Annotated in this window: 15 protein-coding genes; 3 read left to right on the top strand and 12 right to left on the bottom strand. The window is 54.0% G+C overall.

What is annotated here, in order from left to right; all coding sequences use genetic code 11:
• Positions 1-28 precede the first annotated feature (28 nt).
• Positions 29-1042 (top strand): SIR2 family protein, encoded by a 1014-nt coding sequence (locus BLU46_RS19625; protein ID WP_093204559.1) that lies wholly within the window; start codon positions 29-31, stop codon positions 1040-1042.
• Between the two features lie 9 nt (positions 1043-1051).
• Positions 1052-2779, top strand: coding sequence for an ATP-binding protein (locus tag BLU46_RS19620; RefSeq protein ID WP_093204555.1), 1728 nt, complete (start codon positions 1052-1054; stop codon positions 2777-2779).
• A gap of 89 nt (positions 2780-2868) precedes the next feature.
• Here BLU46_RS19620 and BLU46_RS19615 read toward each other — a convergent pair whose 3' ends face one another.
• The 6 genes from BLU46_RS19615 to BLU46_RS19590 form a co-directional block, all read right to left on the bottom strand.
• Positions 2869-3360: a hypothetical protein gene (locus tag BLU46_RS19615; protein ID WP_093204550.1), complete on the bottom strand. Its 492-nt coding sequence runs from the start codon at positions 3358-3360 to the stop codon at positions 2869-2871.
• A 2-nt stretch (positions 3361-3362) separates the two neighbouring features.
• Positions 3363-5345 carry a hypothetical protein gene (locus tag BLU46_RS19610; protein ID WP_093204546.1) on the bottom strand — a complete coding sequence of 661 codons (1983 nt, stop codon included), beginning with the start codon at positions 5343-5345 and terminating at the stop codon, positions 3363-3365.
• Positions 5345-6964: a tyrosine-type recombinase/integrase gene (locus tag BLU46_RS19605; RefSeq protein WP_093204541.1), complete on the bottom strand. Its 1620-nt coding sequence runs from the start codon at positions 6962-6964 to the stop codon at positions 5345-5347. The genes BLU46_RS19610 and BLU46_RS19605 overlap by 1 nt, the downstream gene beginning before the upstream one ends.
• A complete protein-coding gene (locus tag BLU46_RS19600) occupies positions 6957-8186 on the bottom strand; it encodes a tyrosine-type recombinase/integrase (protein ID WP_093204537.1) in 1230 nt (409 codons plus the stop codon). Before BLU46_RS19600 ends, BLU46_RS19605 begins: the two co-directional genes overlap by 8 nt.
• 209 nt (positions 8187-8395) lie before the next feature.
• On the bottom strand, positions 8396-8914 hold the full coding sequence (locus BLU46_RS19595; protein WP_003210042.1) for a single-stranded DNA-binding protein: 519 nt from the start codon (positions 8912-8914) through the stop codon (positions 8396-8398).
• A gap of 9 nt (positions 8915-8923) precedes the next feature.
• Positions 8924-10318 carry an MFS transporter gene (locus tag BLU46_RS19590; protein ID WP_017476314.1) on the bottom strand — a complete coding sequence of 465 codons (1395 nt, stop codon included), beginning with the start codon at positions 10316-10318 and terminating at the stop codon, positions 8924-8926.
• Positions 10319-10496: 178 nt separating this feature from the next.
• Between BLU46_RS19590 and uvrA the strand changes: the two genes are divergently transcribed.
• Positions 10497-13331 carry an excinuclease ABC subunit UvrA gene (gene uvrA / locus BLU46_RS19585; RefSeq protein ID WP_010174605.1) on the top strand — a complete coding sequence of 945 codons (2835 nt, stop codon included), beginning with the start codon at positions 10497-10499 and terminating at the stop codon, positions 13329-13331.
• A 68-nt stretch (positions 13332-13399) separates the two neighbouring features.
• Here the strand turns inward: uvrA and bfr are convergent, their stop codons facing one another.
• The 6 genes from bfr to rpsK all read right to left on the bottom strand — a co-directional run bounded on the left by bfr (position 13400) and on the right by rpsK (position 18199).
• Entirely contained in the window at positions 13400-13864 is a 465-nt protein-coding gene (gene bfr / locus BLU46_RS19580; protein ID WP_003210048.1) for a bacterioferritin, read from the bottom strand.
• 155 nt (positions 13865-14019) lie between these two features.
• A complete protein-coding gene (locus tag BLU46_RS19575; protein WP_063026817.1) occupies positions 14020-15468 on the bottom strand; it encodes a catalase in 1449 nt (482 codons plus the stop codon).
• Positions 15469-15718: 250 nt separating this feature from the next.
• Complete coding sequence (rplQ, locus tag BLU46_RS19570) at positions 15719-16105, bottom strand: 50S ribosomal protein L17 (RefSeq protein WP_003210053.1); 387 nt, start codon at positions 16103-16105, stop codon at positions 15719-15721.
• 41 nt (positions 16106-16146) lie between these two features.
• Positions 16147-17148, bottom strand: coding sequence for a DNA-directed RNA polymerase subunit alpha (locus BLU46_RS19565; protein ID WP_003176403.1), 1002 nt, complete (start codon positions 17146-17148; stop codon positions 16147-16149).
• Between the two features lie 22 nt (positions 17149-17170).
• Entirely contained in the window at positions 17171-17791 is a 621-nt protein-coding gene (rpsD, locus tag BLU46_RS19560) for a 30S ribosomal protein S4 (RefSeq protein ID WP_003210056.1), read from the bottom strand.
• Between the two features lie 18 nt (positions 17792-17809).
• Positions 17810-18199 (bottom strand): 30S ribosomal protein S11, encoded by a 390-nt coding sequence (gene rpsK, locus BLU46_RS19555; protein WP_002555466.1) that lies wholly within the window; start codon positions 18197-18199, stop codon positions 17810-17812.
• Between the last annotated feature and the right edge of the window lie 9 nt (positions 18200-18208).

The following is an 18208-nucleotide window of genomic DNA, read 5'->3' as shown; positions in this document are numbered from 1 at the left end:
GAGCACGCTACAACATTAGGAATTTGCAATGTCAGGGATTGATTACCAAAAGCAGGCGCAAGATTATTACGGCAAGGCTCCTCTCATCATCCTGGGCAGCGGTGCATCGGCTGCCCATGGTATGTCTGGTATGGGTGCGCTTGGGAAGCACCTGGTCGCAAACACCGACACTTCGGGCTTGTCTGTTGCCGAGATTGAGGCTTGGGGGAGATTTTGCCAGGTCTTACTGGACGGCGTTGATCTGGAGACGGCGCTGCATCAGGTGGCCGTTACTGAAGAGCTGACCTCCAGAATTATCACAGCGACCTGGTCGCTCATCAGCTCTGAAGACGTTCGGATCTTTCACGATAGCCTTCAGAACCAAGCGATGTTTCCACTGAGTCGACTGCTGCGCCACATGTTTAAAAGCAGCCTCACCAAAATTAATATCGTCACTACGAATTATGACAGGCTGGCAGAATATGCTTGCGATCAGGAGGGGGCCCATCATTACACGGGCTTCTCACACGGATTTTTTCGGCAGCGTGCTGCACCGAATGAAATCACGTCTGCACGCAGGGTGAATATCTGGAAGGTTCACGGCTCGCTGGATTGGTTTAAATCGCCGCTCGAAGACATTGTGGCTCTTTCAAATATTCAAGAGATACCTACTAATTACAAGCCAGAAATCGTGACTCCGGGCACTCAGAAATATCAAACGACGCATTTAGAGCCATATCGCTCAACTATTCACAATGCCGATTTAGCCATCAACGCTGCCAACTCGTACCTTTGTATTGGCTACGGCTTCAATGACGAGCATATTCAGCCGAACATCATGGCTAAATGCATTCGTCAAAATACCCCTATCTCGATTATTACCTATGCGCTCTCAAAAGCTGCCAGGAAGCTCATCCTTGACGGCAAGGCGCAGAATTACCTGGCAATAGAACGGGGAGCGACAGACGAGCAGTCCATCGTGTACTCCTCTTTGGATAAGACTCCACTGACCGTTGAAAAAGACATCTGGAGTCTTGAGGGTTACCTGTCACTCATCATGTAGGAAGAAGAGATGCCGATATTTAATTTTAGGGATGAAGACGCGCTCGGAAAGGTGGCCTCAGTCGATACGACAAACGTTATCGTGGACGTGGAAAATGTCGAGCAACTTAAGAGATTACAAGTCAACCATCTGGCCGTGCTACAAAGCAGCAGGCCTGGACAGCATCTCATCGGCCTCATCACCCAGGTGACCCGCAAGCGCGGTATCGAGGACATCGCTAACGATGGTATCAGCGAACAGGCGTCAGAACTAAACCTGTGCAAAATCGCCCTGATCGGCACGATGCTGGATGGTGACGGAGCAAGAGAAAACGTATTTCGCCGCACTCTGGAAAGCGTTCCAGAAATTGACGCGAATTGCTTTTCGCTAGAGGGCGAAAACCTTACCGGCTTTATGCGTACGCTCTCTAGCGTCTCAGCCGATGGCAATGCCCTGACGTTGGGCAAATACACACTGGACGAACATGCCGTTGCATACCTCAACGGTAACAAGTTTTTCCAGCGCCACGCCTTCATCGGTGGCAGCACTGGGTCAGGTAAATCCTGGACGACGGCCAAGATTATTGAGCAGATGGCTGGGCTTTCCACGGCTAACGCCATTGTTTTTGATCTTCATGGTGAATACTCGCCATTGGTAGGCCAAGGCATTCAGCACTTCAAGGTGGCCGGACCCGCAGATGTTGAGGCAAAACGCACCATTGATGACGGTGTGCTTTACCTGCCCTACTGGCTGCTTTCGTATGAAGCACTCGTGGCAATGTTTGTTGACCGGAGTGACCAGAACGCGCCCAACCAGGCCATGATCATGTCCCGTGAGATTAACCACGCTAAGAGAAAGTATCTGGAAGATGGTGGCCATAAGGAAATTCTGAAGCATTTCACGGTCGATAGCCCGGTTCCGTTCGATCTGAATGTCCTAATGGACAGGCTGAACGACATCAACGTGGAGATGGTTCCGGGGGCCCGCACTGAAAAACAGGGTGATTTTTTTGGGAAGCTCGCCCGGATGATCTCCCGTCTTGAGAACAAAATCTCTGATCGGCGCCTTGGGTTCATGTTCAATGGTGGCGGAGACGTTCTGGATTTTGCCTGGCTTGAAAAATTCACCACCGCCGTGCTCGGCAGCTCTGGCGAAAATGGCAAAGCTGGTATCAAGATCATCAACTTCTCTGAAGTACCATCAGACGTTCTTCCGCTGATCGTTTCTCTTGTCGCGCGGGTAACGTTCTCCGTCCAGCAGTGGACGCCATCCGAGCTACGCCATCCTATTGCGCTGTTGTGCGACGAAGCGCATCTCTACATGCCCCAGCGAAACATGGCGGAGTCCGCCGACGATATCTCGCTGGATATTTTCGAGCGCATCGCCAAAGAAGGCCGCAAGTACGGCGTCAGCCTCATCGTGATAAGCCAGCGCCCATCCGAAGTGAATAAGACTATGCTCAGCCAGTGCAGCAACTTCGTATCCATGAGGTTGACCAACGCTGAGGATCAGAGCGTTATCAAGAGGCTTTTGCCTGATAGCCTCGGTGGGTTCAGCGACATCCTGCCGACCCTCGATACAGGAGAAGCGTTAGTTGTTGGCGATGCGAGCTTGCTGCCAAGCAGAATCAGGATCGATGAGCCCATCAACAAACCGAATAGCGGCACCGTCAATTTCTGGGATGAATGGCAAAAGCCTGTCAAAGATAAGCGGCTGTTGATTGCGGTAGATAACTGGCGCAAGCAAAACATCCAGTAATGGGCGGTCTGCAAGAATGACTGGCGTAAGGTGCAGCGTCACCGCCGCACCTTATACAGGTAACCTGACAGCCAACATTCCACTTGTCCTCATATTTCAGAATCCATAGTTCCCACAGGCGGAATTGGTGTATCCAGCGGCTTGAGGATGCTGCCAACAGCTCGAAGATTGGGGAGTCCGTCCTTAGGATTGCTCGGGGTGTCAATTAGACTCATCTGAACGCCAAACCTCGCCCTGACGTTGTAAGCAATCTGCTGCCAACGCAGCAACCACCTAGCCTCTCGGTCTTTGTAAGCCTGCAACTCTCGTTCGAGCTGTTCTACTCTGATGACCAGCTCCTCGGCATTCCTCGCGGCATTCCTCTGCTTTGACGCTAAACCGCCAGCCAGTGATGCTTTTGCAGCATCGAACGCCATCTTGATCTCAAGGCGAGCATTAAGAGCCTGGCGGGTGAATCCAAACTGGTCTTCTAGCGTTTTCCAGCGCAGACCTGAGCCCAGTTCACCCAATGCCCAACGATCCAGCTCCTTGACAATAGCCTTCACGTCGCCTGGATCCATTCTTTTGCCAAATTTACTCATGGCTACGCTCCCAGTACTTTCGCCTTGATCGCATCAGCATCCATCTCGAAATCACTTAGCATGGAGGTGAGGGTCTCGATCTTCTTCTGAGAATGAGCCATCCACTGGTGGCTCTCACCTTGCCTGTTGGACTGAGATTTTGTCATAGCATTCTCGTACTGAACGACTTCGATCTCAAAGGCACGGACGATGCCAGCCTTCTTATCATCATTGTCCTTCTCCCAAGAAAAATCCGAGCATTTGGCATGGCATTCTAGATGATTTGGGCAAGGCGATTGAGAGAGGTTGCGTGTGCACATCCCGGTCCCAAGCTCGTGAACACCTGTGATTTTTGCTTTCAGATATGCTTCTTTATGCTCAACCGGAAGCTTCATGTAGTTGTCTGCTACAACCCCACCAATCTTTCCTTCACGGATTTTTTCTTGATAAATCAACGCTCGTTTTTCACGAGAGGTATGCTGATAAGCCTTTGTATCATTTGCATACTTTCGACCAAACCATTTGGTTTGAACGAAATCACTCATCCCGCCATCATTTAACAGTGTATTAATTGTGTGCCTAAAGTCATGACTTGAAAAGTTAGGCTTAATGCTGTCATCACAATGTTTAGCAGCAAGCGGTTCAAGATGATCGCGAAGAAACGTCGCGAACATTGAGTGCGTTACGGTGGTGACAACACATACGGAAACCGCTCCAGAGGACATACCTTGGTAACGGATAAAAAATAGATTCTCTTGATAGTAGGTCTTATTCGTCGTGGCTATGCGCACAGGATCATTTAATCGAGGATCAAAGGTGCTGCGGCAGTAGGCGATCAGACCCTGCTTGGTGGTGAACCGGGATGGGTTAGCCGGTCGCCGTCCTTGAGACGTCAACTTATCCGGATCTGGAAAGGTATGACCGTTCGTTGTGAGCCAGCCGGTCGGGCGCAACACGTTGAAGCTGAACCCCAGCTCCTCAAGATCGGCAATGTAAAATCTGTGATCCTCAGCATAGGGCTCAATCCAGCGCAAATCAGGACCACCCTTAGCTCGCATCACCTCCGCAGTGGAGCGCGCGGCCTGGGTGATATCTATCAGCTCAGAGACTACGTCCTCAACGATGCTAACAGCATCCGTTGGCAGCCATACCTTATCAATGGGATGAGCGTTATCGCCTTTACTCGTCTTCATCAGGAAATAACCCAGGTATCTCCTACCCTCAGCATCGACTCCTACCACCTGCACCGGCAATGTCGCTATCTCACTGAAACGCCTCCCAATGCACGCAAGCATTACAAGCATCAGAACATACATCCGATATTTATGGCCCGTTGGCACATTTTGGTAAAGCATTCCAATGAGCTGAAAAACCTCCAGATCGATGATCCGGTCACCACTGGTCTGCTCCAGATTCTGAGGTGCATCCAGTCGCGTCTGAGACACCCCACCGGCATTCGCTGGGCGCTTTAGCCCTGAGTATTTGTACTCGAACCTGATATTACAAAGCTGGTTCGCATCACAGTGCGCGGCGAACTCGTTAATTGCTTTGTGCAGATTATAGGCCGTCGACTCTTGGTAATGCTCTGATATGAGCCGACACGCATCATCCAAATCTTCAGGCATCATCCTAGAAAGGATACGATTGTTCCCCCCCACACAATGGCTTATATAACTTATAGCGGTTACAAATGACTGATGATTGCTGATCTTCTGATTTGAACGATGCGCCCTAAGGCAGAACAACGACTTGGCAGCGGACTCCCAGTCCCCTTCCAACGGATGCGCCCCTATCTTAGGAGCATGCCGAAAATAGATGCTAGGCGATCCAGATCGTTTAGCCGAGAGCAACGTCATTGGCCCAGCTGTAAAAATCCAACTAGACGCTCCCCAGACAATATTTTCAAACCCCTGCATACCAAGCATTTGGGCTTTACTAACCAACAGCACAAGATTCGTGGCACGATCTTGCTCAAGCCTACTTAAAAATGCAGCGACCTTTGCCATCAACGCGCCCCCGCCTTAACTTCTTTACACTTCTCAACAACCTGCGCTACGGCATGAATAATTTCGTCCATCTGACCTGCTATCCGTTTATCTGCCAACTTAAATTTTTCCTCACGCTGATTCATAAGATACTCCAGTACGGATGCATGATCTGCGTCAAGATAAGCCTGGAATTTTGGACATTTATAACAGGAGTATGGGGGGTGCAACGCACAGAGCGAGTGTTTTCCGCAGACACCTAAATCGATGTCTGGTGCATCATCAATATAGACAAATGGGATGTGTTTTCCGGTGTCGTCATCGTTTACTGCTTTCTGGCCAGGCATAATGAATTCGCCTTTGAAGAAGCGAAGTATCTGTGCGTACGGGCCGATAAGCGCTTTGTCTAGTAGTTCTACGATATCACCAGCGAGGTCGAAGTAAACTTGAACGTGTTGAAGGTCAGTATGATCGAGAATCTGCGCGAGCTGGCGTTGGGTAGCTCCATCCTTTACCAGACTTGTTGCTAAAGTGTAGCGAAGGCGCCTAGGACTAAGGTGCAACAGTGTATTAGTAAGAGGGGATACAATCTTCTGCCTCAATACAAAGTCTCGAAGCAGGAGCGCAAAATAGCCTGAGTCATAGTTGAAATATGCTTCACGATGCCCGGAGGCCATAGCCGCTGTATTACCTGACTTATTGAAAAATAGCGGTATATCGAATTCCCCAGCCTCACCCCCTACCCGACTCAATGCGTGAACACGGCGATTGGCGGCAATAAGATACTGAATGTAAGGAACAAACTCATTAGGGAGGTGTACTTCTACAAAGTCATCCCTAGGATTGAGCAACCGTTTTTTGATCCTTGGATATCTAATTACCCAGCATGGTTCGTCCAGTCCAGGGGCTACATTGATAAGATCACTCTCACGCAACCACGATAGATTTGCAGGATTTCTGCCATGAGCAATGAACAATGCCAGCGCAGCACGCTGCTCCTGCTCGACAATGCTACTACAGGTGGCCGTATGGAGCGCATTATAGAGCGGTTGCAGCTCATAGATGCGATGCAGAGGCCCCGCATCCACGTCTTCATTTTTAACCGCTTCGCCTTTCGGACCGCCTGGTATTTTGAGGACTTCTAAGACGCTTCCGTATTCGGCACTGAACCCCACCTCACTGAGGTACTGACACCCCCATAGATAGAATGATTTCGCGCGAGAAACTTGATAGAGTTTATGTTCCTGCCTAGTAGTGGAAATCATTTTTTCGTAACAGTTAATAAGCTCCTGCTCAAAATCGGAAATATGGGCTCGATTAAACTCGGGGTATGGCAAAAGAAGAAACCGGCAGCAGTCTACCCAAGTGGTATAGGCGTACCCCGCCGCACTGGTTTTGATCACATGAACGCAATAGCGCATCAGCGCATAGCGAAATTTTAGATTATGTATCCGCCTGAAATTAAGAGTCGCAAATTTGCCACTAGTGGTCGGCATGTGCCATTGCAAACCTGTCGTATCGACTACGTGCCCCTCTCTGCTAATAACGGATTTAGGTATGGGTTCCAGTTGGCTTACCAAATCTATCCGTGCAACCTGTGCAACCCCCTCCACTTGTTGCTTTCCGAATACTTTAATCATGACGTGAATACTCTAAAAAGCTTTGCATCAGTACATCATGGTATTTAGACTGCACAGCGGTAGCTTGCCGAACAATCTCACCTGAAATGTAAACTTCCTGAGAACGCGTACTGCTATCCCCTCGTAAATAAGCCAAAACTTGTTTGCGCTCATCTTCAGGAACACCACGCTCAGCCATATCCCGCTCAGTTCGGCTTGAATATGTATGCCGAAGCGATTTCGGTGTCAGACTAGACGGCAGCTGGTCTCTGAATCTCTCTCGAATGATCTGGAAGTAATTAGATATACTGTTGCCATGCAACGGAGCCCCCTCATCAGACACTATCAAGTAGTTATGATCTTTCCCGAAGCGCTCCATTACCTTTTCGCGGTGAACTTCAATATACTCTTCAATCAGATTTATTATGGTCGGCACTTGCATCTCTATATCACGACCATTTCTCTTAACGCTCGGGCGAGGGCTTCTTGTGTCGTCCGGATCTGCCACGCGCCTGAACACCCTCAGCGCCGTCACGCTGCCGAACTCGACATCATCGACCCTCAGTGTAAGTACTTCTGCTGGACGTAGACCGAATGTGAGCATAATCATTACAATGATAAAATTCCTAAACCTTACATGCTCATTCAAGCCATACGCGTCCGGGTTTCTAAAGTCCACACACCAAACTAGCGCGACCACTTCATGATCACGAAGCCCTTTCGTAACTGACTTATTTTGGGGCGGATTGCTAATCTCTTGATCGCGTAAGATTTGATCAACGTGTTCTTTATGCGCTTGAATACGAACAAACACCGGATCGTCGGATGCCAATTTCGCCATCTTGAATCGGAAGCACCAACCGATGAACTGACGTACAGTGATGAGGCGCAACCTGAATGTCAGAGGCGAGACGGCAACCTTGACCCCCTGCACGATAGCCGCTACACCCGCTTGGCCCGGTTCAACCTTCACTGTTAAACGCAATCTCTCACATAAGCTTCCAGCCAGCTCTGCCTCGGTAAAGATGCGGTCACCATCAATACGAGCAGGGAAATCAATGTTGAGTGATTCGAGCCATGCATAAAAAACCGCCAGCTCCCTAAGGTTTCTTGTGAGGGTGTTTGGACTGAGATCACGTCTCTGGAGGACCCACTCATTTGCGAGTGGAATTGGCAAGCCATCATCGTCAAGGAGGATTGGTAGGTTCTGCCCAGAGGGGTGTCGTACCACTCTTACGTCCATGCGCCACCCGTTCCTTTACGATATTTTATGTAGACTTTTAACTTTACACCTAGTCTTTGTGTAGTCAATTTTGAGCACCTTTACAATGGCCAAAAAAAAGCCCTCTTAGCTTTACAGCTCAGAGGGCTTTTTTTCCTGCGAAGGCATTGATTAATAGGGCTTTAGAGAGCCTTAACTCAAATAACCTTTACACTTTAGTCTTATGTAGGTTAGAACGGGATATCGTCATCAAAGCTGTCGAAGTCGGCTGCCGGCTGAGGAGCGGCCTGCTGTGGCGCTGGACGCGACTCACGCTGTGGCTGCTGGGTCGGCTGCGGACGGGACTGCTGCTGTGGACGCGGTGCCGAGTTGGACATGCCGCCCTGGCCCTGTTGGTCGCCCTGTGGACGGCCGCCCAGCAATTGCATGGTGCCTTGCATGTCGACCACGATTTCAGTGGTGTAACGCTTGATGCCGTCTTTTTCCCACTCGCGGGTTTGCAGTTTGCCTTCGATGTAGACCTGCGAACCTTTGCGCAGGTATTCACCGGCGATCTCTGCAACCTTGCCGAACATCGACACACGGTGCCATTCGGTTTTCTCGACCTTCTGGCCGGTTTGCTTGTCGGTCCACTGTTCGCTGGTCGCCAGACTCAGGTTGGTCACGGCGTTACCGTTCGGCAAGTAGCGAACTTCGGGATCCTGGCCGCATGTACCGACTAATATGACTTTGTTAACCCCACGGGCCATAACGTTCTCCTAGGCTGGGCGCGCTGTCGGCACTGGGTTGACCAGTTGCTCGAGCGTCGCGCGATCCAATAATTCGGTGTCCAATTTGATGTAGATGGCGGCTTCTTCAGTAACAACCACAGCATCCGTAACCCCAACAACGGCCTTAAGGCGCTCGACCAGACCGGCTTCGCGGATCGCTTCGGGCGATAACGGCAAGCGCAGGCTCGTCACATAGGGAGGTTCGCGCATGGTAACAGCAAAGGCTAGCCAGAGGGCAGCCAGACCTGCGCATCCCAGGAACACAACCGACAAACCGCCATGCTGGAACATCCAGCCGCCCATGATCCCACCCAGTGCAGAACCGAGGAACTGGCTGGTGGAATACACGCCCATCGCCGTGCCTTTACCGCCGGCCGGTGAAACCTTACTGATCAGCGAAGGCAACGAAGCCTCCAGCAGGTTGAACGCGGTGAAGAACACCACCGTGCCGATCACCAGCGCCCGCAGGCTGTCGCCGAACTGCCAGAAGAATAGCTCAGTGAGCATCAATGTCGCGACGGCGCCCAGCAGAACTCGTTTCATTTTGCGTTTCTTCTCGCCATAGATGATGAACGGGATCATGGCGAAGAAGGAAATCAGCAGCGCAGTAAGGTATACCCACCAGTGCTGCTCCTTGGGCAACCCGGCTTTTTGCACCAGGGCCAGGGGCAAGGCGACGAAGCTGCACATCAGCATCGCGTGTAATACGAAGATACCCAAATCCAGGCGCAGCAGGTCCGGGTGCTTGAGGGTGGGCAACAGCGCTTGTTTCGCGACGCCCGATTCACGGTGCTGCAGCGGCCCGGTGGAATGCGGCACCATAAAGGCAACGATCACGATGCCGAACAGTGCCATGCCACCCGTGGCCAGGAACAGGCCGTGCAAACCGAACGCGCGGGTCAGCAGCGGGCCAACCACCATTGCCACGGCGAACGAAAGACCAATGGTCATGCCGATCATGGCCATGGCCTTGGTGCGGTGTTGTTCGCGGGTCAGGTCGGAGAGCAGCGCCATGACGGCGGCGGAAATAGCGCCAGCGCCTTGCAGGACGCGTCCGGCGATCACGCCCCAGATCGAGTCGGCATTGGCCGCGAGCACACTGCCCAGGGCGAATACGATCAGGCCCAGGTAGATCACCGGCCGGCGGCCGATGCGGTCGGAAATGATCCCGAACGGAATCTGAAACAGCGCCTGGGTCAGGCCATAGGCGCCAATCGCCAGGCCGATCAGGGCCGGGGTCGCTCCTGCGAGATCCATTCCATAGGTCGCCAGCACCGGCAACACCATAAACATGCCAAGCATACGGAATGCGAACACCAGGGCCAGACCGCTTGCTGCGCGGGTCTCGCTGCCACTCATGCGTTCGCTGTGGGGATCGTGCATGGATAAACCTCGTGTGAACCGGCGGCGATTCTACCAGTCCCATCGATTGAGAGGGTATATGCGGCGCTTTGCCGCGCAGCTTTCATGTAAGGCTGCACCCGGCACTTTGACAGTGTATATTCATCCAGTCTTTAGCCGTATACTCCTGCATTATTTACGCCCGCCGTGCGAGGCCATCTTGGACAAGATCCTGATTCGTGGGGCTCGAACCCACAACCTGAAGAACATCGACCTGACCCTGCCACGGGACAAACTGATCGTCATCACCGGCTTGTCCGGGTCCGGCAAGTCGTCCCTGGCGTTTGACACGCTGTACGCCGAAGGCCAGCGCCGCTACGTGGAATCCCTGTCGGCCTATGCCCGCCAATTCCTGTCGATGATGGAAAAGCCCGACGTCGACACCATTGAAGGCCTGTCGCCCGCGATTTCCATCGAACAGAAATCAACGTCCCATAACCCGCGCTCTACTGTGGGCACCATCACCGAGATCTACGACTACCTGCGCCTGCTGTATGCCCGCGTGGGTATCCCCCGTTGCCCGGACCACGACATCCCCCTGGAAGCCCAGACCGTCAGCCAGATGGTCGACCTGGTGCTGGCCCAGCCGGAAGGCGCCAAGCTGATGCTGCTGGCACCAGTGATTCGAGAGCGCAAGGGTGAACATCTTTCCGTCTTCGAAGAACTGCGTGCGCAAGGTTTTGTTCGTGCCCGGATCAACGGCAAGCTCTATGAGCTGGACGAAGCGCCGAAGCTGGATAAGCAGAAGAAGCATTCGATTGACGTAGTGGTCGACCGCTTCAAGGTGCGTGCCGATTTGCAGCAGCGCCTGGCGGAGTCCTTCGAAACCGCATTGAAGCTGGCGGACGGTATTGCTCTGGTAGCGCCGATGGACGACGAGCCAGGGGAAGAAATCATCTTCTCCGCGCGCTTCGCCTGCCCGATCTGTGGCCATGCCATCAGCGAGCTGGAGCCGAAGCTGTTCTCCTTCAACAACCCGGCGGGCGCCTGCCCGACCTGTGATGGCCTGGGGGTTAAGCAATTCTTCGACATCAAGCGCCTGGTCAATGGTGACCTTACGCTGGCGGAGGGCGCGATACGCGGCTGGGACAGGCGTAACGTCTATTACTTCCAGATGCTGGGTTCGCTGGCCTCGCACTATAAGTTCAGCCTCGAAGTGCCCTTCAACGAACTGACGGCCGAACACCAGAAATTCATCCTGCACGGCAGCGGTTCGCAGAACGTCGACTTCAAATATTTGAACGACCGTGGCGATATCGTCAAACGCTCCCACCCGTTCGAAGGCATCGTGCCGAACCTGGAACGACGCTACCGCGAGACCGAATCCGCCAGCGTGCGCGAAGAACTGGCCAAGTTCCTCAGCACCCAGCCGTGCCCGGACTGCCGTGGCACGCGCCTGCGCCGTGAAGCGCGGCATGTGTGGGTCGGTGAGAAAACCCTGCCGGCAGTGACCAACCTGCCGATTGGGGATGCCTGCGAATACTTCGGCACACTGAAGCTGACAGGACGCCGCGGGGAGATTGCAGACAAGATCCTCAAGGAAATTCGTGAGCGGTTGCAGTTCCTGGTTAACGTGGGGTTGGACTACCTGTCACTCGACCGCAGTGCCGATACGCTTTCCGGTGGTGAGGCCCAGCGGATTCGCTTGGCCAGCCAGATTGGCGCCGGCCTGGTCGGTGTGTTGTACATCCTCGATGAGCCGTCCATTGGCTTGCATCAACGGGACAACGATCGCTTGCTGGGTACGCTGAAGCACCTTCGGGACATCGGTAATACGGTGATCGTGGTTGAGCACGATGAAGATGCCATTCGTCTTGCGGACTACGTGGTCGACATCGGCCCGGGCGCGGGTGTGCACGGTGGGCATATTGTCGCCGAGGGCACACCGGCAGAAGTGATGGCGCATCCTGACTCGCTGACCGGCAAATACTTGTCGGGCCGTGTGAAGATCGCCGTGCCGGCCAAACGTACGCCGCGCAACAAGAAGATGGCACTGCACCTCAAAGGCGCGCGTGGCAACAACTTGCGCAATGTCGATCTGGAAATCCCGCTGGGACTGCTGACCTGCGTGACCGGTGTATCCGGTTCGGGCAAGTCCACGCTGATCAACAACACGTTGTTTCCGTTGAGCGCCACTGCACTGAACGGCGCGACGACTCTTGAAGCCGCCGCTCACGACAGCATCAAGGGTCTGGAACACCTGGATAAGGTGGTCGATATCGACCAAAGCCCGATTGGCCGCACGCCGCGTTCCAACCCGGCGACCTACACCGGGCTATTTACGCCGATTCGCGAGCTGTTCGCCGGTGTGCCGGAATCCCGCTCACGTGGCTACGGGCCTGGCCGGTTCTCGTTCAACGTCAAGGGCGGGCGCTGCGAGGCGTGCCAGGGCGATGGCTTGATCAAGGTTGAGATGCACTTCCTGCCGGACATCTACGTGCCGTGCGACGTGTGCAAGAGCAAGCGCTACAACCGCGAAACCTTGGAGATCAAGTACAAGGGCAAAAGCATTCACGAAACCCTCGAGATGACGATCGAGGAAGCCCGAGTGTTCTTTGACGCGGTACCGGCCCTGGCGCGCAAGCTGCAGACGCTGATGGATGTCGGCCTGTCGTACATCAAGCTCGGGCAGTCGGCGACCACGCTGTCGGGTGGTGAGGCGCAGCGGGTCAAGCTGTCTCGTGAGCTGTCCAAGCGTGATACCGGTAAGACCTTGTATATCCTCGATGAGCCGACCACGGGTTTGCACTTCGCGGATATTCAGCAATTGCTGGATGTGCTGCATCGCCTGCGTGACCACGGCAACACGGTGGTGGTGATCGAGCACAACCTGGATGTGATCAAGACCGCCGACTGGCTGGTAGACCTGGGGCCGGAAGGCGGCTCCAAAGGTGGGCAGATCATTGCGGTCGGCACACCGGAGCAAGTGTCGGAAATGAAGCAGTCTCACACCGGCTTCTATCTCAAGCCGCTGCTGGCCCGCGACAAGGACTGATTGTTCAGGCCCACGAAAAAGCCCCTGTCACTTACACAGTGACAGGGGCTTTTTTGTAGCCGGAGAAATCAGAACTGCGATTGCAGGTAGTTCTCCAGGCCAATCAACTTGATCAGGCCCAACTGCTTTTCCAGCCAGTAGGTGTGATCTTCTTCGGTGTCATTCAACTGCACCCGCAGGATTTCCCGCGTGACGTAGTCGTTGTGCTGCTCGCAGAGCTCAATGCCCTTGCAGAGCGCGGCACGGACCTTGTACTCAAGGCGCAAGTCGCTGGCGAGCATCTCAGGCACCGTGGTGCCGGTATCCAGGTCGTCGGGACGCATACGTGGCGTGCCTTCGAGCATCAGGATACGGCGCATCAGCGCGTCGGCGTGCTGTGCCTCTTCTTCCATTTCGTGGTTGATACGCTCGTAGAGCTCGGTAAAGCCCCAGTCTTCGTACATCCGCGAGTGAATGAAATATTGGTCACGAGCTGCCAGTTCGCCCGTCAGCAACGTGTTGAGGTAATCGATTACGTCGGGGTGACCTTGCATCGCCCTACATCTCCCTGCTTGAAAGTCTGTAGTTTGAACCATGATGACCCGGAGGTCACGGGACCAACGGCAGAAAAGTGAAGATTTCCGGTGAAAAGTAGCTGAAATAACGCAAAAACCGCCCAAATGAGGGCGGTTCTGCTTATCGTTTAGAGTTAGTTAAGCGATACACCCAGTGCAGATGCGATCCCTTCTCCATAAGCCGGATCTGCCTTGAAGAAGTACTGCAACTGGCGCTGGACCACGTCGCTGGAAACCCCTGCCATGGCGCCGGCGATGTTGTTGATCAGCAGGGCTTTCTGCCCATCATTCATCAGGCGGAACAGCGCACCGGCATGGCTGTAGTAGTCGGTGTCCTCGCGGTGATCGTAACGATCCGCCGCGCCGCTCAGGGCCAAGGCTGGCTCGGCATACTGAGGAGCCTGTTTCGGTGCATCGGCATAGCTGTTTGGCTCGTAGTTGGGAGCCGCACCACCATTGGCGCCGAATGCCATCGAGCCGTCACGCTGGTAGCTGTTGACCGGGCTGCGTGGCGCGTTCACCGGCAGGTGCTGGTGATTGGTGCCGACACGGTAGCGGTGGGCATCAGCGTAAGCGAACACGCGACCTTGCAGCATGCGGTCTGGCGACAAGCCAACACCCGGAACCATGTTGCTTGGACCGAAAGCCGCCTGCTCAACTTCAGCGAAATAGTTCAGCGGGTTGCGGTTCAGCTCCAGTTCGCCGACTTCGATCAGCGGGAACTCTTTCTGCGACCAGGTCTTGGTCACGTCGAACGGGTTCTCGTAGTGAGCGTTCGCCCGGGCTTCCGTCATGATCTGGATGCACACGCGCCATTTCGGGAAGTCGCCGCGCTCGATAGCGCCGAACAGATCGCGCTGGGCGTAATCAGGGTCGGTACCTGCCAAGCGTGCAGCGTCAGCCGGCGCCAGGTTCTTGATGCCTTGCTTGGTCTTGTAGTGCCACTTCACCCAGTGACGCTCGCCTTTGGCGTTGATCAGGCTGTAGGTGTGGCTGCCGAAGCCGTGCATGTGGCGGTAGCCGTCCGGGATGCCGCGGTCCGAAAACAGGATGGTGACCTGGTGCAGCGCCTCAGGGGAGTGCGACCAGAAGTCCCACATCATCTGTGCACTTTTCAGGTTGCTTTGCGGCAGGCGCTTTTGGGTGTGGATGAAGTCCGGAAATTTCAGCGGGTCACGGATGAAGAACACCGGGGTGTTGTTGCCAACGATGTCCCAGTTGCCTTCTTCGGTATAGAACTTCAAGGCGAAACCACGTGGGTCGCGCTCAGTGTCAGCCGAACCGCGCTCGCCACCTACCGTGGAGAAGCGCAGGAAGGTCGGAGTTTGCTTACCCACGGACTCGAACAGCTTGGCGCTGGTGTACTGAGTGATGTCTTGGGTGACGGTGAAGGTACCGTAGGCACCCGAGCCTTTGGCGTGTACGCGACGCTCAGGGATGTTTTCACGGTTGAAGTGGGCGAGCTTCTCGATCAGGTGAAAATCGTCGAGCAGCAATGGGCCGCGTGGGCCGGCCGAACGGGAATTCTGGTTATCGGCAACGGGGGCGCCGCTGGCGGTAGTAAGGGTTTTATTCTGGCTCATGCTCAATCTTCCTCAGGTCAGTCTTGGAACTGCCGGCTAATCGGCTTGGGGGGCAGTATTGACCAGGAAGATGACACCATCAAATTCATTAAATCATGATCTTCGATAGAAATTAACTAACGAACAATCCGAACGGATAGCTAAACACGGATTAAAGAGCCGAATGACTATCCGCTCGAGGTTATTCGAGTTTTCTAACGCGCACAAAAAACCGGGCACTAGGCCCGGTTCCTCGTTACAGACTGACGTCTTACTCAGCGGATACAGCTTCACCGCCAACTGGACGATCGATCAGCTCAACGTACGCCATAGGCGCGTTGTCACCAGCGCGGAAACCGCACTTGAGGATGCGCAGGTAGCCACCCTCACGGGTAGCGTAACGCTTGCCCAGGTCGTTGAAGAGCTTACCAACGATAGCTTTCGAACGAGTACGGTCGAAAGCCAGACGGCGGTTAGCCAGGCTGTCTGTCTTGGCCAAAGTAATCAGCGGCTCAGCAACGCGACGCAGTTCTTTAGCTTTCGGCAGTGTAGTTTTGATCAGCTCGTGCTCGAACAGCGACACCGCCATGTTCTGGAACATAGCCTTACGGTGCGAGCTGGTACGGCTCAGGTGACGACCACTTTTACGATGACGCATGGTTCATTCCTTACCAAACTCACGTTCGGTGATTACGACGATCAGGCAGTCGCCTTGTCGTCCTTCTTAAGACTTGCAGGCGGCCAGTTGTCGAGGCGCATGCCGAGGGACAGACCGCGGGAGGCCAGAACGTCCTTGATTTCAGTCAAGGATTTCTTGCCCAGGTTCGGAGTCTTCAACAGTTCTACTTCGGTGCGCTGAATCAGATCGCCGATGTAGTAAATGTTTTCCGCCTTAAGGCAGTTAGCCGAACGTACAGTCAGTTCCAGATCGTCAACCGGGCGAAGCAGGATCGGATCGATCTCGTCTTCCTGCTCGATTACCACTGGTTCGCTGTCACCTTTGAGGTCGACGAACGCAGCCAACTGCTGTTGCAGAATGGTTGCAGCGCGGCGGATAGCCTCTTCAGGATCCAGAGTACCGTTGGTTTCCAGATCAATAACCAGCTTGTCCAGGTTAGTACGCTGTTCGACACGGGCGTTTTCCACCACGTATGCGATACGGCGAACCGGGCTGAACGAAGAGTCAAGCTGCAAGCGACCAATGCTGCGGCTTTCGTCTTCATCGCTCTGACGCGAGTCGGCCGGTTCATAACCACGACCACGAGCTACGGTGAGCTTCATGTTCAGGGCGCCGTTAGACGCCAGGTTAGCGATTACGTGATCGGGATTAACGATCTCGACATCATGATCCAGCTGAATATCGGCAGCGGTAACCACCCCCGAACCCTTCTTCGACAAGGTCAGCGTAACTTCGTCACGGCCGTGCAGCTTGATAGCCAGACCTTTAAGGTTCAACAGGATTTCAATTACGTCTTCCTGTACACCTTCGATGGCGCTGTACTCGTGGAGCACACCGTCAATCTCGGCCTCGACTACTGCACAGCCGGGCATTGAGGACAACAGGATGCGGCGCAGCGCGTTGCCCAGGGTGTGGCCAAAACCACGCTCGAGAGGCTCGAGAGTGATCTTGGCGCGGGTTGGACTGACAACCTGCACATCAATGTGACGGGGTGTCAGGAACTCATTTACCGAAATCTGCATGGATGCACCTATTTTCTAGCCCTTACTTGGAGTAGAGCTCGACAATCAGGCTTTCGTTGATGTCGGCGGACAGATCACTGCGAGCAGGAACGTTCTTGAAAACGCCCGACTTCTTCTCAGTGTCTACTTCTACCCATTCTACGCGGCCACGTTGGGCACACAGATCGAGAGCTTGGACAATGCGAAGTTGATTTTTTGCTTTCTCGCGAATCGCGACCACGTCACCAGCACGAACCTGGTACGACGGGACGTTAACGGTTTGGCCGTTTACGCTGACGGATTTGTGCGATACCAGCTGACGGGATTCGGCACGAGTCGAACCAAAGCCCATACGGTATACAACGTTGTCCAGACGGCATTCGAGCAGTTGCAGCAGGTTTTCACCGGTTGCACCTTTCTTGCCAGCAGCTTCTTTGTAGTAGCCGCTGAACTGACGCTCGAGAACGCCGTAGATACGACGGACCTTCTGCTTTTCACGCAGTTGGGTGCCGTAATCGGACTGGCGACCGCGGCGTTGGCCGTGGATACCAGGTGCTGCTTCAATGTTGCACTTCGATTCGATCGCGCGCACGCCGCTCTTCAGAAAGAGATCGGTGCCTTCACGACGAGCGAGTTTGCATTTTGGACCAATGTAACGAGCCATTCTTTACAATCTCCTGGATTACACGCGGCGCTTCTTCGGCGGACGGCACCCGTTGTGCGGGATTGGCGTCACGTCGGTGATGCTGGCGATCTTATAGCCACAGCCGTTCAATGCACGGACAGCAGACTCACGACCTGGACCTGGACCTTTGACGTTAACGTCGAGGTTTTTCAGGCCATATTCCAGCGCAGCTTGACCAGCACGTTCAGCAGCTACTTGAGCAGCAAACGGGGTGGACTTGCGGGAACCGCGGAAACCCGAACCACCGGAGGTAGCCCAAGAAAGCGCGTTACCTTGACGGTCGGTGATGGTCACGATTGTGTTGTTAAAAGATGCATGGATGTGGGCGATGCCATCAACCACTGTCTTTTTAACTTTTTTACGAGGACGAGCAGCAGGTTTTGCCATGATTAATTT

The organism is Pseudomonas yamanorum (assembly GCF_900105735.1).
Taxonomy (GTDB): domain Bacteria; phylum Pseudomonadota; class Gammaproteobacteria; order Pseudomonadales; family Pseudomonadaceae; genus Aquipseudomonas; species Aquipseudomonas yamanorum.
Note: the sequence above shows the minus strand (reverse complement) of the source record. Positions and strands in the feature narration are given on the sequence as shown.

Excerpts from the sequence above, each read along its gene's own strand:
- BLU46_RS19610 (WP_093204546.1), bottom strand. The coding sequence starts at position 5,345 with ATGGCAAAGGTCGCTGCATTTTTAAGTAGGCTTGAGCAAGATCGTGCC.
- rpsD (WP_003210056.1), bottom strand. The coding sequence starts at position 17,791 with ATGGCTCGTTACATTGGTCCAAAATGCAAACTCGCTCGTCGTGAAGGC.
- rpsK (WP_002555466.1), bottom strand. The coding sequence starts at position 18,199 with ATGGCAAAACCTGCTGCTCGTCCTCGTAAAAAAGTTAAAAAGACAGTG.
- BLU46_RS19605 (WP_093204541.1), bottom strand. The coding sequence starts at position 6,964 with ATGATTAAAGTATTCGGAAAGCAACAAGTGGAGGGGGTTGCACAGGTT.
- BLU46_RS19590 (WP_017476314.1), bottom strand. The coding sequence starts at position 10,318 with ATGCACGATCCCCACAGCGAACGCATGAGTGGCAGCGAGACCCGCGCA.
- BLU46_RS19600 (WP_093204537.1), bottom strand. The coding sequence starts at position 8,186 with ATGGACGTAAGAGTGGTACGACACCCCTCTGGGCAGAACCTACCAATC.
- BLU46_RS19595 (WP_003210042.1), bottom strand. The coding sequence starts at position 8,914 with ATGGCCCGTGGGGTTAACAAAGTCATATTAGTCGGTACATGCGGCCAG.
- rplQ (WP_003210053.1), bottom strand. The coding sequence starts at position 16,105 with ATGCGTCATCGTAAAAGTGGTCGTCACCTGAGCCGTACCAGCTCGCAC.
- BLU46_RS19565 (WP_003176403.1), bottom strand. The coding sequence starts at position 17,148 with ATGCAGATTTCGGTAAATGAGTTCCTGACACCCCGTCACATTGATGTG.
- bfr (WP_003210048.1), bottom strand. The coding sequence starts at position 13,864 with ATGCAAGGTCACCCCGACGTAATCGATTACCTCAACACGTTGCTGACG.
- BLU46_RS19620 (WP_093204555.1), top strand. The coding sequence starts at position 1,052 with ATGCCGATATTTAATTTTAGGGATGAAGACGCGCTCGGAAAGGTGGCC.
- BLU46_RS19625 (WP_093204559.1), top strand. The coding sequence starts at position 29 with ATGTCAGGGATTGATTACCAAAAGCAGGCGCAAGATTATTACGGCAAG.
- BLU46_RS19575 (WP_063026817.1), bottom strand. The coding sequence starts at position 15,468 with ATGAGCCAGAATAAAACCCTTACTACCGCCAGCGGCGCCCCCGTTGCC.
- BLU46_RS19615 (WP_093204550.1), bottom strand. The coding sequence starts at position 3,360 with ATGAGTAAATTTGGCAAAAGAATGGATCCAGGCGACGTGAAGGCTATT.